The organism is Corynebacterium sp. NML140438 (assembly GCF_001875725.1).
In the GTDB taxonomy this organism is placed as follows: Bacteria; Actinomycetota; Actinomycetes; order Mycobacteriales; family Mycobacteriaceae; genus Corynebacterium.
The window spans coordinates 55,507-68,915 of the sequence record NZ_MLCQ01000022.1 but is presented as its reverse complement, the minus strand read 5'-3'; the positions used below and the strand labels follow the sequence as shown (position 1 = coordinate 68,915).

Below are 13,409 nucleotides of genomic sequence, written 5' to 3'. Positions count from 1 at the left end.
TTCACTTTTTCGTCCTTTATCCCGAAACGTTAAATCCGGCGTTCTTCAACGCATTCGTTAGTACATTAAACGGTGCCACATGTTTATTGCTATCCCACACCCAAAACAGCAAAATGCCAAAGCCCTCTGCTGCGATCATGAACGGCACGAGCCACCATACGCGTTCCCAGGTCAGCTCCTTTTGCGTGGCTGTCTGTTTAGGAACAACGTGCAAGTCCACCAGTTGCTGCGAACCATCCTCCCATGTCGCAACGACTGGAACATTGATCTCTTTAGCCTTTTGGCCACGTGGCACTGTTGCTCGGACCTCACCCGTCTCCGGGTTTATTTCAACCTTCGCATCCTGATTTTTGTAGCTCTTCGGCAGCCCGTAACGGACGCCAGAGTACTTGTTTTTTGGCTTCGCAAAGCCCTCCTGCACAGCGTAATCCACTGAGCTCTTCCTAGCCATCGAGTTAGCGGTAGCCTTCAGCTCGATGATTTGGTGCCCGCCAGGGAAATCGACGCGCAGCTTCGCAGTGTAGGTACTGTCAGCCTTCGTGCCCGCGGGGATCTTTGCAGTTACTCGGCCCGTCGCCCGATCGATAGTGATCGGAATACCGCCGTCGTTTTCAATGGAGAAGACACTGCCATAGACTGGGTCGCCCGCAGGCTCAGCGGTGAACGCCTTACCAGGGGTCACAATCTGCTGCGTGTACCGCAACTTGTGCGCCTCAAGTTCTTCCGGACCGAGCTGGTCCACGATGTGCACAGGCAACGTCACATATTCGCTTGATCCGTCCGTATAGCTTGCCAGGATGCGCAAGCTATAATCCTCCTCGACGCCTTCGGGAACCACAGCTTCGACAGTCCCAGTAGCACTGTCGACTGCGACGTTCCATCCTCGAAGATCTTTGTTCTTCCTGGCATCCCAGCGGAACTCTGTCCCTACCGGTAGATCCCCCTTGACATTGAGGTTCGCGACGAACTTTCCTCCTGGTGCAACGCGCGCTTCACCATAGGAGATGTCTGTTACCGTCTTGATCAGTGGAGGAATCACCTCAAAGGCCGCCTCCGTCTTGAGTCGACTGCCATCTGGCATCGTGACAGCCACGGGGATCTTAACGGTCTCCCCAACCTTGGCGTTCCTTGAAGCGATGTACTTGATTTCACCGGTACTCTTATCGATCGTCGCTTCTGGCGATGAGGTCTCAAACGTAGTCCCAGGTGGCACCGGCTGGTTCACGAAATCGTAACCGTCTTTACGCAGGGTCAAGCTCGGCTTAAAACTCGAGCCGACAGAGCCCGGGCGAATATAACTCGTCGGATACTTAAACGCATACCGATCAGCACCGGTAGCCGCGTCCTGCAATTCGATTCTGACAGCAAAATCGGGCGCATTCGAAGCACGGATCCTAACGGTGTACACACCAGACTTCGTCGTCTCAAGTGGGGCAACTTCCACTGTGCCGTCACGGTACACAGTTACCCATTCGGGAGTGCCACCGATTTTTTCGAACTCGGTGCCGGTCTCATTCTCTTCGTTCGGCATGACGACTTTGCGCTCACCAGGCTTTAAATCGATCTTCGGCCACGTATAGAAGATCGTCTGTTCAGCCGGCAACTTCAACGAAGTGATTATGAAAGTATCTTCTTTGACGGTGATCCACTGTGACACAAACCGCGGCTTTTCTGCCTCACGACCACCGTAGATTTGATAGCGGTACGAGCCAGGGTCAACAATAAATGCGACTGCACCGCTCTCATTAGTGCGCTCTGCGTATGATGTCTTTCCATCCTGGCTGACGAAACGTACCTCTGTGTTCGCGAGCGGGGATCCATCTGTATCGAGGAATAGGTAGGAGCGCTTCGCTTTCCCCGCGGGCAACTCTTCGAATCCAAGGCTATCGGAAGTGTCCACGGCGTGTTCTGCGATAGCTTCCGAGCCTAAATGCTGCGCGTGAGCACGCATGGGACTTACACCTACGGAAGCAAACATGATCGAAGTCGCCGTCGCGACCGCGAGACCGGTTTTACACTTACCTCGACGCACTGTTGCCTCTGCCTTACACTTCTTCGAATCACCCAATACAGAAAGACGTACGCTTCTAACTTAGTGTATGAACGTCAATTCGCGAACTTCCTGCACAAAACGTCCACCCCCAAAAAATCTGCACCGCGCCCCAGGAACTGCGATACACAGCCCGGGGCGCGGAACAAAATGACTACTTCAGATCTTCTGGGATAGCACGTGCCGGGTAAATGCGTGGGCGAACACCGGCAATCTCCTCAACAACACGCACCACTTGGTGGGAGTAGCCGTACTCATTGTCGTACCATACGTACAGCACGAGGTGCTTGCCCGAGGAAATAGTCGCGAGGCCGTCGACAACACCGGCGTGCGTGGTGCCGAGTAAATCAGTCGATACCACCTCCGGGGACTGGATGTAGTCGATTTGCTGCCGCAGGTTGGAATCCGTCGATACTTTGCGGAGGAAGTTGTTGACTTCGTCCTTCGTTGTCTCGACCTCCAGCTCAAGATTGAGCACAGCCATTGACACGTCAGGCGTCGGCACACGGATCGCGTTGCCGGTCAGCTTGCCTTCAAACTCTGGAAGCGCCTTAGAAACAGCCTTCGCTGCGCCGGTCTCCGTGAGCACCATATTGAGGCCTGCAGCGCGCCCGCGGCGGTCGCCTTTGTGGAAGTTGTCGGCCAGGTTCTGGTCGTTCGTGTAGGAGTGCACCGTCTCAACGTGGCCGTGCACCACGCCGTAGCGATCATTGATGACCTTCAGCACCGGCGTGATGCCGTTCGTGGTGCACGACGCCGCCGACAGAATCTGGTCGCCGTCGGTGATATCCGCGTGGTTGATGCCGTAGACGATGTTCTTGATATCGCCCTTGCCAGGCGCAGTGAGCAGAACGCGAGAAACCCCTTTGGACTTCAGGTGCTGCCCCAGACCAGCCTCGTCGCGCCAGACGCCGGTGTTATCGACGACGATTGCATCGTTGATGCCGTACGCGGTGTAGTCGATGGCCGCCGGGTCGTTCGCGTAGATCATCTGGATCGGCGTGCCATTCGCCCAGATGATCTCTTTCTCGTGATCGACGGTGATGGTGCCGTCGAATGGGCCGTGCACTGAGTCGCGGCGCAGCAGCGACGCACGCTTCACAATGTCATCGTCGCCTTTCTTCCGCACGACCACAGCACGCAGTCGAGCGCCACCGTACATCGCCTCGCGGGCAATGAGTATGCGGGCCAGCAGGCGGCCGATGCGGCCGAAGCCGTAGAGCACGACATCGCGCGGCTCGAGTTCCGAGTCAGTGTCGACTACCTCGACGAGCGCCTCGTTGAGGTACGCACGTAAATCGCTGGCACCGGACTTCTTGTAGTCGCTCGCAAGTCGGCCAAGGTCAATAGAGACAGTACCCAAGTTCATCTGCACCAACTCACGGAGCACCGGAAGTGTGTCCTCAAGCGGGAGCTCCTTCTCGACGATCCGGCGCGCGTATCGGTGCGCCTTAATAATGTCGATGTCTGTCACGCCTACCAGCAGGCGCCCAAAAATCGAGGTGACAACGTTGTTTTCACGGTGTAGCTGACTGATGAGCGGCAGCATTTCCTGCGCGAGGGTCAGCTTGTGGTTCCAGTCATTTTGGGGCGTTGTATTCGTAGGCGTAGACACAGTCATCCTCTTCATGCGGTAATTGAACGATCGGCAAACGTTTGACTTGGGGGTGCACAGCACGAACAGCCGTACCCCCAACCAAGGACTTATCGTAGCGCGTATTGGTCCATCTTTGTTGCGAATACTCCAGCTAGATCAATCCCTGTCGACGAGCCATGCCACATTGATCGCTTTAAGTGGGCTTTGTACTGCGAACCTGCCGACACCCAGCCTCCACCCCCAAACCGTACCCCCGGTACGGGAAGACCGTATTTGTCCAGCGCGGCGTCGACAAGCGACCGTTGGCGTTCCTTCGGTAGCCTATGCTCGTACATCAACGCTTTGGAGGACTACGAACTTATGCCTTGCCCGCAAATTATCGCCCTCGATATGGATGGCACGCTGCTCGACGAGCACGGACACATCCCCGACACATTTTGGGATGCGCTTCGACTTGCCGACGAACGCAACGTCCTCGTCACACCGGCATCTGGACGCCAGCTAGCGACACTTCGAGACATGTTCACAGCGCACGAGCCACGCACCTTTATCGCCGAGAACGGTTCCGTCGTTGTTCACGACGGCCGCATCATCAACGTGACTGCCATGCCAGAGCGGCCGGTGCGGGACTTTCTCCGCGCGTTTGAAACGGCGCCATTTTCAGCGTCGGCAGTCTTGTGCACGCCGGAACAGTCCTACTCTGTTCGTGGGGCGTCCGAGGAGGTGGAGCGGGAAATCGCGAAGTACTACCATGCAAACACACTCGCTGATTCTCTTGTCGACGTCCCCTTCGAGCAACCAGTGAAAGTAGCTCTCTACGTGGATGGAGACGCAGAGCGGAACGCGCTGGCGTGGGTACAAGAGCATGCGCCTGGACTGCACCACGTGGTCAGTGGCAAGCATTGGATCGATATCATGAGCCCGGAGGCAGACAAGGGGAAGGCACTGCTCGCGATCGCGGATACGTTAGGCGTGCCACACGCTGCTACTGCCGCGATCGGTGACTTTCTTAATGACTACACGATGTTGCAGGAGGCTGGCACTGCGGTTGCGATGGGCAACGCGCACCCCGACCTGAAGGCGGTCGCGGACGAAGTCATTGGCACAAACGCCGAGCATGCAGCGGTACATCGACTTGCTGCATGGCTCAACGAGGCCTAACGCTTACGGCACTTACGGCGTTTATTCTGCGGACTTACGCTCCGCAATTGCTCGCTCAAGCTCAGCTTGACGCTCTTCGAACTCCTGGACTTTTGCTTTCATTTGCGCCATGAGTTCTTCGTGATGTTTACGACCGAGCTCGAGACGCTCCTCTAGCTCGGCCAGTTCTTTCGCCCGTTGTGATTCATCTAGGGTCATGCCCCTATTGTGGCAAATTTTCCCTGCCTACGCTAAGCGCTACTTTTCGTTCGCTAGAAACGACTCTGCAGACGCAGCCTCCCAGTCCTCGAGCCAGTTCGATGGGATATCGCCCTCAACCAGCTGGCCGTCGCGAAGCCACTCGTAGCGCTCACGGTACGTCTGGGGCTTTCCGTAGTCGTCGTTGCAGCGAATCATCTCCGGACGCAGGTCCTTCGGATCCTGCACTCCCATCGCGGCCATGAGTCGCAATGCGGAAGCCACGGTGGCTTTTTGGTACCGCATCACGCGCATCGACTTATCCTCAACGTCCAGCCCCCGCTCACGCCAGGGGTCCTGCGTCGCGACGCCCGCCGGGCAAGTGCCAAGGTGGCACTCCATCGCCTGTACACAGCCGACGGCCATCATCATTGCGCGGGCGCTCAGCAGGAAGTCTGCGCCCTGCACCATGCGACGAACAAGGTCGTTACCGGCGGCGATCTTACCTGCAGCACCAATCTTGATCTTGTCGCGAAGGCCGCAGCCGACCAGTGCGTTGTTCACGAACGTCAGCCCCTCAGTGAGTGGCAGGCCCACATGGTCTTCGAATTCCTTCGGAGCAGATCCGGTACCGCCCTCAGAGCCGTCGACCACGATGTAGTCCGGCAAAATCCCAGTCTCAAGCATGGCCTTGCACACGGAGAGGAACTCCTGGCGGGAGCCAATGCACAATTTGAATCCAACTGGCTTACCACCGGAAAGAGTGCGCATCTGGTCGATGAAATGCAACAGCCCAACTGGTGTATCAAACTCGGAGTGCGCGCCCGGAGATGTGAACGCCTTTCCTTCTTCAATGCCGCGGATCTCCGCAACTTCCTTCGTCGCCTTTGCAGCCGGAAGCTCACCACCCAGACCTGGTTTTGCGCCCTGCGAGAGCTTCAGCAGCGTCATCTTTACCTGCGGACGCTTTGCTTTTTCCGCGAACGTGTCCGAATCAAAGCCACCCATCGGGGTCCGTGCGCCGAAGTAGCCCGTACCGATTTCCCATACCAGGTCCCCACCGTACTTTTCGTGGTGCGGAGACAGGCCGCCCTCACCGGTGTCCTGGTAGAACCCACCCAACTTGGCGCCCTTATTCATTGCCTCGACAGCGCGACCAGACAGCGAGCCGAAGCTCATCGCAGAAATGTTCAGCAGCGCGGCGCTGTACGGCTGGGAGCACTGCGGGCCACCAATGAGCACGCGGGGTGGCTCTGCAGGCATTTCCACCGGGCGCATCGAGTGCACCAGGGAGCGGTGGCCTTGCTCGTAGACGTTTTCTTGCGTGCCGAACGCGGTGGTCGAGGTCTGCCCCTTCGCACGCGAGTAGATGAGGCTGCGGGTTCGGCGATCGAATGGGCGTCCGTCCCAGTCGCGTTCAATGAAGTACTGCTGGAGCTCCGGTCGGATTTTCTCCAGCGCCCACCTCGCACGCCCCAGGACGGGGTAAATCCTGCGAATGGAGTGTTTCTTCTGAGTCAGATCAACAGCTGCGACGGTCCCCACTCCCAACGCTGCCGCGATTGATGCTGTTGCTGCCCAGTTGCGCTTGCCTGCCATGATGCTCCTTAGGTTACGTGGCCCGTAGAAAAGCGTTTCCGTGTTCACCGTTCACCGTACGCAAAAAATTATTAAAACAAACTCCAACAACGCTTCGTGTGGCATTTCCCCCTTTCGTTCAGCCACCAATGGGGATCACTGGTTAGAGTTGGGCCCATGATTGACTTTTCTCGCCCCGCAAACATCGTCGCGCCAGAGCTGCTGGGGTGCACATTGACGCATGGTGGAGTCACCATTGTTCTGACCGAAGTGGAGGCGTACCTCGGCGAGGAAGACGCCGCCGCCCACACCTATCGAGGAAAAACGCAGCGCAATGCTGCAATGTTTGGTCCTCCAGGGCGCTTCTACGTGTATCTTTCATACGGCATTCACCACAATGTCAACATCGTGTGCGCACCGGAGGGCGTCGGCCAGGGATGCCTGCTCCGAGGTGGCAGGGTCATCGAGGGGCACGACACCGCGTATCGACGCCGCCAAAAACCCGACCGCCTTCCCATCACTGAAGACAACCTGGCGCGTGGCCCCGGAAACCTGGGCGAAGCGTTGGGATTCGATCTCACCGACAACCACAAAAGCGTCTCTCTGACTGCACCTACCGCTCCCCCGGAGTGGGTTTGTGGCCCCCGTATTGGCATCTCAAAGAATGCTGACGCCCCCTGGCGGTTCTGGATCCCCGGAGACAAAAGTGTTTCCACGCCACGTGGTTATAAAACGAGCAATAAAAACAAGGTATAACCCTAAACTTTTGGGCGATTTTTCTTAGGCAAGCCTTGCCTTACTATTGGTAGGTCAGTTTGGAGTGCACGCTCCCCACCTATACACGATTGGAGTCACCGATGACCCTTATCGCCCCTGCGCAGATGCCACTTTCTACCGCCCTGAAAGAGCAGACCGCCACCGCGCACGCAAGCGCCGAGACCTCCCGCTTCATGTCCAACCTGAGCGGTGGCCAGCTCAACCAGATGGCAGTCGCCGAGCTCACCGTGCAGTACTTCCACATCTACTCTGCGCTCGAAGCCGCGGTACGCCGTGCGGCCGCTCACCCCGCCGTGGTCCGCATCGCCGACCCGAGACTTGAGCGGGTGAACGCAATCTCCACAGACCTCACAACGTTGCTCGGCGCAGACTGGCAGCAGCATCACCACCCGCTCGAGGCAACCTCGCGCTACGTTGCCGAACTCAACGCGCTCACCGCCGACAATGGACCCGAGGTGATAGCGCACCACTACGTCCGCTACCTCGGCGACATCGCCGGCGGTCAGGCACTCGCCCGCATTTTTCGCAGCGAGTACGGCCTCGGCGATGACGCCCTAAATTTCTACGACTTTTCCGCTATCGGGAAAATCCCGCCGTATCGCGCACAGTACAAAGCGTCGCTGGACGCCATGCAACTTAGCGACGCCGAACGCACCCGGCTCATTGAGGCCGCGAAGCATGTCTTCACGCTCAATGAAGCCGTATTCCGGGAACTCACGTCACGCCTGGACTAGCCTCCGACGCTTGGCGGCACTGCTATCGAGGTACGCAAACACACCCCAAACAGCACCTGCCGCCGCAAAGGCGGCAAGCACGCCTCCGGTAAAGGTGTAGCGCTCAGGCACCACAAACAACACCACCAACGACACCGCGATCACCCCGGCCCACACCGCACCGACGAGAAGGCCGGAGCGGCGGTCGCCGCGTGGTGACGCCTGACACCGACGCCGCGACGGCAGCGCAGCCAGCACAAAAACTAGCGCGACCAACCCGACACAAGCCAAGGAGCTCACCCACAGATTTCCAGCACTCACGCCAAATACCACAACGCCAGCAATCACAGCCGCCAGCGCACGCTCCCACGGCGCGAACCGCTCCTGGGGCGCCTCTAACACGACTGAAATCAGCTCGGTTTCAGGCTCTTGATCCACCACCATCACAACACCCTCCATAAAGCTACGCTTCCCTTATTTTTGTTAGGTAAGCTTACCCTCATTTCCCCAACGTTAAAGAGTATTCCGCAAGAAACATGTCTATCCGTTATGTATGCGCATTGGCCGCGTCGGCCAGCATGATTGGCCTCACAGCCACTGCGTTCAGCCCGCTCCCTCTCTCCCCTCCTCCAGCTACGGCACAAGAACAAACCGCGTCACACCGCACTGTGTCTGCTGGAACCATGGATTGGGGGGTGCGAGAATCGTTCCGCAAGTACATCGAAACTGGCGTCGCAAAGGGTTCCATTTCCACGGATGAAGGAGCCTCTCGATCGGGGGCGACATTCCAATTCCCAGCCGAATCCTCCGCGATTACCGGCCCATCCTCCGGGCAATTCAACTTCATCGGCTCAGTCCACTTCAGCGGCCACGATGGCTCGCTTGAGCTCACACTGAGCAACCCGATCCTGGTGGTCAATGGCACAAGCGCAGAACTTCGGGTGGACTACAGCACACGTAAGTACGTCGGTGCAGGCGCTGTGGGTCCAGTCGAAGAAGGGCAAAAGGAGGTACTCGCCACCATCACGCTTGACGCCGAGCCGGACTTCACCGCAAACCAGGCGACGCTGAGCGGCCAAACTTCGCTCACCTCCTCCGGCGCAAACATCTTCGCCGGCTTCTATGAGGCAGGCGAGCCCCTCGACCCGGTCAGTATCGAGCTCTCGCTCAAGGACGCTTCGGGTGCCGGACCGACCCCCGACTTCACGCTCGGGCCCCCATCAGCGGGCACGAGCAACGCAGCAGGTCAGGGGCGAAGTGGACCCATGCGGTCCAAGGCGACAAGCGGACCAGCGTTCTGGCTTGGACAGATAAACGACACGCTCGTCGAGGTCAACGGCTTATTCAACAACGCCGACAAGATCTTGCGAAGTGCAACGTCATTACACGAGCGCGCCACATCGTCATCGTCGCAACAGGCCGTACGTACCGAGCACCCTTCAACGGGATCCAGGACGACCACTGCGGCAGCTAACAAGGCCCTGGCGCGCAACGAAGCATCGGCTCCGACATCCCCATCGAGCAACGTATCCGCCCATAGTAAGAGCGGTGCGGCAGCGGCAGCACCGTTGGCCGGTAATGCATCTTCAAATACTGTCTGTGATGGTGACACCTCACGCGGAGTTACCTCTGCTGAAGCGCAGTGGGGAATCCGGCAGTCGTTCCGTACGTACATCCGGGGCAATATTGCGAAAGGAAAATGGGAGCTCCAAGGCGTTGGGGATAGCGGCGGAGCCTTTACGTTCAACGGCAATTCCGGGGCAGTTGATACTGCGACACGGTCGGGGTCTATCCTCTACCCCGGTTCGATCCGCTTTACCGGGCACGGGGGCATCTTGGACACCCGATTTTCCAACATGGAAATCCAGTTCTCTGGAAATACTGGCAAGCTGATCCTCAACGCGACGTCGAACACCATGGAGGGCGAGCCGAGAGACTACGGGCGCATCGCCATCGCAGACCTCACGTTCACAAGCCTCGATGTAAGCGACTCTGCGGTAACCGGCACCGCAGAGGCAGAGCTCACGAGCATAGGTTCGGAAGCGTTTGGGCAGTTCTACCCTCCTGGCGATCCGCTCGACACAATTCACTTCACCGCTCAACTCGGCGGATCGGCTAACTGCGCTGACGGTCAGGGCACCACAGATGGGGCGTCCCCTGCTTCCAACAGTGCGGCCGGGGCCGACGCTCGGGCAAAACTGCGGAAGTCTGTTGCCTCCTCGGCTACGCCTGCCCGTGGAAGCGTGCTCGACGAGCATTCGGGGGATACAACCACCTCATCCCCTGATCAGCCAGAAGGCGGAAAGTTCCAGATCAAAAACACCGCACCCAATTCTCGTACGGGAGCGGATGGTTGGGATGACGCGACCGTCGCAACGCTCTTGGTGCTCATTGCCTCGCTGCTTGGTGCGGGCGGTGCGCTCATCAGGTTCGCAGTCATCGGATAGGGAGATATGACACTATGAAAATACTGCAAACCGCTCTTTCCTTTGTTACCGCGACTGCGATAACGCTGAGCCTTAGCGGGTGCGCGGAGTGGGACAACCCAACGCAACACACCACCAACGAGCTCGCGGAGTCGCTGCAGACGACCGGGGATCCGCACCGGGCTCAAGGGGTTGCGATGGTCTCGGAGATTTCCGAGGTCGAGCCAATCGACACCCCACGGGAACAAGCGCTGCCCGTCGAAGTGACCGATGCGGACGGCTACGATGTCACCATCACTGACACCTCCCGTATCCTCGCACTGGACCTCTACGGCACGTTCACCAAAACGCTTCGTGGTGTCGGCATGGCAGACAACATTGTTGGACGCACCGTAAGTTCCTCGGAGCCGTCGCTTGCGCATCTGCCCGTGGTTACGGAAAACGGGCACTCACTTAACGTCGAAGCCATCCTGAACCTGCGGCCCAGCTTGGTGCTCGTCGACCGCTCAGTAGGACCAGTTGAGGCGATTGATCAAATACGGGCAGCCGGTATCACGACCGTCATGCTGGAGCCGACGCGTTCGCTGGCTTCGATTGCCGAAGACATCACTAATGTGGCAACCCTCGTCGGCGAACCGGAGGCGGGCCGACTTCTCGCCGAACGCAGCGAGAAAGAAGTCCAGCAAGCGGTCGATGCAATCGCGGCGGTGGCTCCTGAAGAACCCCTGCGAATGTCGTTTTTGTACGCTCGCGGCACCGGTGGAGTCTTCTACCTACTTGGGCGCGATGAAGGAACCGAAGAACTCATCACCGCGCTTGGTGGTAGGGACGTCAATTCCGAGCACGGCATCGGCAAACCTTCGCCAGCAAGCCCTGAAGCACTCGCCGAAGTAAACCCCGAAGTGTTCGTCATGATGAACGGTGGGCTCCAGTCCACAGGCGATATTGAAGGCCTCCTCCAGCGCCCCGGCGTCGCGCAAACCACCGCGGGGCAGCACAGGCGGGTCCTCGCACTGCCCGACGGCGACTCCCTTGCGTTCGGCCCCCAAACCGGCGAACTGCTGCTACGCGCGGCGCACGCGCTCTACGGGGAGCAGCTATGAGTCGGCACCGCGGAGCGATCCACGCACGGCGCGTTGGAAGAATTGTGTTGTTCGCAGCCACCGCTTCCCTGCTAGTACTCACCGCCGTCGCCTCGCTCGTGGTAGGCCAGTTTGAGTTCTCCCCCGGAGAACTCTGGCCGATCCTCACAGCGGGGCCGATGTCAGCGGCTTCTCTCGAGGCATCAGTATTGTGGCAGATCCGCATCCCGAGGCTCGTTCTGGGACTCTGCGTCGGCGCAGCGCTGGGGACAGGCGGGGCGCTGATGCAGTCCGTATTTGCCAACCCGCTGGCAGAACCAAGCATCGTTGGTGTCAGCACCGGAGCAGGTGTGGGTGCAACAATCGCCACCGTATTCGGCATCACCGCGTTCGGGACGATGACCGTACCGATCTTCGCGTTCGCAACTGGCATATTCGTCACCGTGGTCGTCTACCAGCTGGCACGCTCGGGCGGCCGAGTCCGCGTATTGAACCTCGTGCTGGTAGGCATCGCAGCAAACGCGATCTGTGGCGCATGTATTTCAGCGCTAACTTTCATCGCCCCCACCACAGCGCGGGAGCAGATCGTGTTCTGGCAGATGGGCAGCCTCGCTGGGGCCAGTTGGGCGCAAACTGGGGTGGTAGCTGGCGTCGTCGCCATCGCCGTGGCATGCGCCATGTGTTTCGTGCGCAAGCTCGACATCCTTGCTTTGGGCGACCAAGCAGCCTTCCATGTAGGCATCAACGTTGCGCGCCTGCGCATGTTGGCGATTGCACTATCGACCCTGCTCACCGCTGCGGCGGTCTCCTTCGCCGGGTTGATCGGGTTCGTGGGGCTTGTGGTTCCACATATCGTGCGCACCGCGGTGGGCCCGTCGAATACGGTGCTCGTGCCTGCTTCTGCGCTCGGTGGCGCGCTCCTGATCGGCGCTGGTGACATCCTCTCTCGCACGATCATTCCGTTCGCCGACTTACCGATCGGCATTTTCACAGCGCTGATCGGCGGGCCGACTTTCTTCTTCCTGCTGCGACAAATGATGAGAAAGGGCCATGCACAATGACAGTTACCGCTTCACATGTCACAGTCCATAAACAGGGGCGCGCAATACTCCGCGATGTCACCATGTCCGCGCAGAGTGGAGAGGTCACGGGTCTCATCGGCCCTAACGGAGCTGGCAAGTCAACATTGCTCGCTGCGCTCTCAGGCGATACGCCCCTCTCAAGCGGAAGCATCCAGCTTGCGGGTCAGGATGTGTCTGGGTGCACCGCTCATCAACTCGCTCGGACGCGTGCCGTCATGCTGCAGGATGTCAGCGTCGCCTTTTCGTTCTTGGTGCGCGACGTCGTCGAGATGGGGCGCCACCCGTGGGGCACCCAGCCTGACGACGCCACCATCGTCAACGAAGCGCTCGCCGCGACCGGGATCACGCACCTCCAGGAGCGAGAGATGATCACGCTTTCCGGCGGTGAGCGCGCCCGAGTAGCCTTCGCCCGCGTGTTGGCTCAGCAAACACCGGTGGTGTTTCTCGACGAACCGACTGCCGCGATGGACGTGCGCTTCCAAGAGCAGACGATGGGCGTCGCCCGCGTCCTGGCGCGTAATGGCGCAACCGTGATCGTCGTGCTACACGATCTTCAGCTTGCTGCGCGGTACTGCGACCACGTGGTGTGCTTGAAGCAGGGCGCTGTTGCGGCGTCAGGACCGGTCACTGACGTGTACCAGGACCATATTCTGAGCGAGGTCTACGACTGGCCTATTACGGTCCTGCACAGCGGGAATCGGGTGTTCATCGCGCCCAATGAAGCGAACTGTGTCCCTGCGACAGGTGCACCGTAGCCCCCACTACC

At 59.0% G+C, this 13,409-nt stretch carries 12 protein-coding genes; 7 read left to right on the top strand and 5 right to left on the bottom strand.

Annotation, left to right across the window (positions count from 1 at the left end; genetic code table 11):
- Positions 1-16: 16 nt before the first annotated feature.
- The gene (locus BJP08_RS07195; protein ID WP_071568952.1) at positions 17-1,951 is read right to left on the bottom strand and encodes a Rib/alpha-like domain-containing protein; all 1,935 of its coding nucleotides are present in this window, start codon (positions 1,949-1,951) and stop codon (positions 17-19) included.
- Positions 1,952-2,204: 253 nt separating this feature from the next.
- Positions 2,205-3,671: a glyceraldehyde-3-phosphate dehydrogenase gene (locus BJP08_RS07190; RefSeq protein WP_071568951.1), complete on the bottom strand. Its 1,467-nt coding sequence runs from the start codon at positions 3,669-3,671 to the stop codon at positions 2,205-2,207.
- Between the two features lie 336 nt (positions 3,672-4,007).
- Between BJP08_RS07190 and BJP08_RS07185 the strand changes: the two genes are divergently transcribed.
- Entirely contained in the window at positions 4,008-4,808 is an 801-nt protein-coding gene (locus BJP08_RS07185) for a Cof-type HAD-IIB family hydrolase (RefSeq protein ID WP_071568950.1), read from the top strand.
- Between the two features lie 21 nt (positions 4,809-4,829).
- On the opposite strand, the gene BJP08_RS11630 is transcribed toward BJP08_RS07185, so the two are convergent.
- Both BJP08_RS11630 and BJP08_RS07180 read right to left on the bottom strand, forming a co-directional pair.
- Positions 4,830-5,006 carry a hypothetical protein gene (locus BJP08_RS11630; RefSeq protein ID WP_177221731.1) on the bottom strand — a complete coding sequence of 59 codons (177 nt, stop codon included), beginning with the start codon at positions 5,004-5,006 and terminating at the stop codon, positions 4,830-4,832.
- 39 nt (positions 5,007-5,045) lie between these two features.
- Complete coding sequence (locus BJP08_RS07180; protein ID WP_071568949.1) at positions 5,046-6,584, bottom strand: FMN-binding glutamate synthase family protein; 1,539 nt, start codon at positions 6,582-6,584, stop codon at positions 5,046-5,048.
- Between the two features lie 156 nt (positions 6,585-6,740).
- On the opposite strand from BJP08_RS07180, the gene BJP08_RS07175 reads away from it, so the two are divergent.
- Positions 6,741-7,319, top strand: a complete 579-nt coding sequence (locus BJP08_RS07175; protein ID WP_071568948.1) for a DNA-3-methyladenine glycosylase — start codon at positions 6,741-6,743, stop codon at positions 7,317-7,319.
- Between the two features lie 101 nt (positions 7,320-7,420).
- Positions 7,421-8,074, top strand: a complete 654-nt coding sequence (locus BJP08_RS07170; RefSeq protein ID WP_071568947.1) for a heme oxygenase (biliverdin-producing) — start codon at positions 7,421-7,423, stop codon at positions 8,072-8,074.
- On the opposite strand, the gene BJP08_RS07165 is transcribed toward BJP08_RS07170, so the two are convergent.
- Positions 8,060-8,512, bottom strand: coding sequence for a hypothetical protein (locus BJP08_RS07165; RefSeq protein WP_071568946.1), 453 nt, complete (start codon positions 8,510-8,512; stop codon positions 8,060-8,062). The two genes, BJP08_RS07170 and BJP08_RS07165, sit on opposite strands and share 15 nt — an antisense overlap.
- A gap of 77 nt (positions 8,513-8,589) precedes the next feature.
- Between BJP08_RS07165 and BJP08_RS07160 the strand changes: the two genes are divergently transcribed.
- From BJP08_RS07160 to BJP08_RS07145, 4 genes are read left to right on the top strand one after another with little or no spacing between them, the layout of a single operon-like run.
- Positions 8,590-10,500, top strand: a complete 1,911-nt coding sequence (locus BJP08_RS07160) for an HtaA domain-containing protein (protein ID WP_083428462.1) — start codon at positions 8,590-8,592, stop codon at positions 10,498-10,500.
- Between the two features lie 14 nt (positions 10,501-10,514).
- Positions 10,515-11,582: a hemin ABC transporter substrate-binding protein gene (locus tag BJP08_RS07155; RefSeq protein ID WP_071568944.1), complete on the top strand. Its 1,068-nt coding sequence runs from the start codon at positions 10,515-10,517 to the stop codon at positions 11,580-11,582.
- Positions 11,579-12,622, top strand: coding sequence for an iron ABC transporter permease (locus BJP08_RS07150; RefSeq protein ID WP_071568943.1), 1,044 nt, complete (start codon positions 11,579-11,581; stop codon positions 12,620-12,622). The genes BJP08_RS07155 and BJP08_RS07150 overlap by 4 nt, the downstream gene beginning before the upstream one ends.
- Positions 12,619-13,398, top strand: coding sequence for a heme ABC transporter ATP-binding protein (locus BJP08_RS07145; protein ID WP_071568942.1), 780 nt, complete (start codon positions 12,619-12,621; stop codon positions 13,396-13,398). Before BJP08_RS07150 ends, BJP08_RS07145 begins: the two co-directional genes overlap by 4 nt.
- Positions 13,399-13,409: the final 11 nt, after the last annotated feature.

Coding starts and splice junctions, on each gene's coding strand:
- BJP08_RS07195 (WP_071568952.1), bottom strand. CDS start 1,951: ATGCGTGCTCACGCGCAGCATTTAGGCTCGGAAGCTATCGCAGAACAC.
- BJP08_RS07190 (WP_071568951.1), bottom strand. CDS start 3,671: ATGACTGTGTCTACGCCTACGAATACAACGCCCCAAAATGACTGGAAC.
- BJP08_RS07185 (WP_071568950.1), top strand. CDS start 4,008: ATGCCTTGCCCGCAAATTATCGCCCTCGATATGGATGGCACGCTGCTC.
- BJP08_RS11630 (WP_177221731.1), bottom strand. CDS start 5,006: ATGACCCTAGATGAATCACAACGGGCGAAAGAACTGGCCGAGCTAGAG.
- BJP08_RS07180 (WP_071568949.1), bottom strand. CDS start 6,584: ATGGCAGGCAAGCGCAACTGGGCAGCAACAGCATCAATCGCGGCAGCG.
- BJP08_RS07175 (WP_071568948.1), top strand. CDS start 6,741: ATGATTGACTTTTCTCGCCCCGCAAACATCGTCGCGCCAGAGCTGCTG.
- BJP08_RS07170 (WP_071568947.1), top strand. CDS start 7,421: ATGACCCTTATCGCCCCTGCGCAGATGCCACTTTCTACCGCCCTGAAA.
- BJP08_RS07165 (WP_071568946.1), bottom strand. CDS start 8,512: ATGGAGGGTGTTGTGATGGTGGTGGATCAAGAGCCTGAAACCGAGCTG.
- BJP08_RS07160 (WP_083428462.1), top strand. CDS start 8,590: ATGTCTATCCGTTATGTATGCGCATTGGCCGCGTCGGCCAGCATGATT.
- BJP08_RS07155 (WP_071568944.1), top strand. CDS start 10,515: ATGAAAATACTGCAAACCGCTCTTTCCTTTGTTACCGCGACTGCGATA.
- BJP08_RS07150 (WP_071568943.1), top strand. CDS start 11,579: ATGAGTCGGCACCGCGGAGCGATCCACGCACGGCGCGTTGGAAGAATT.
- BJP08_RS07145 (WP_071568942.1), top strand. CDS start 12,619: ATGACAGTTACCGCTTCACATGTCACAGTCCATAAACAGGGGCGCGCA.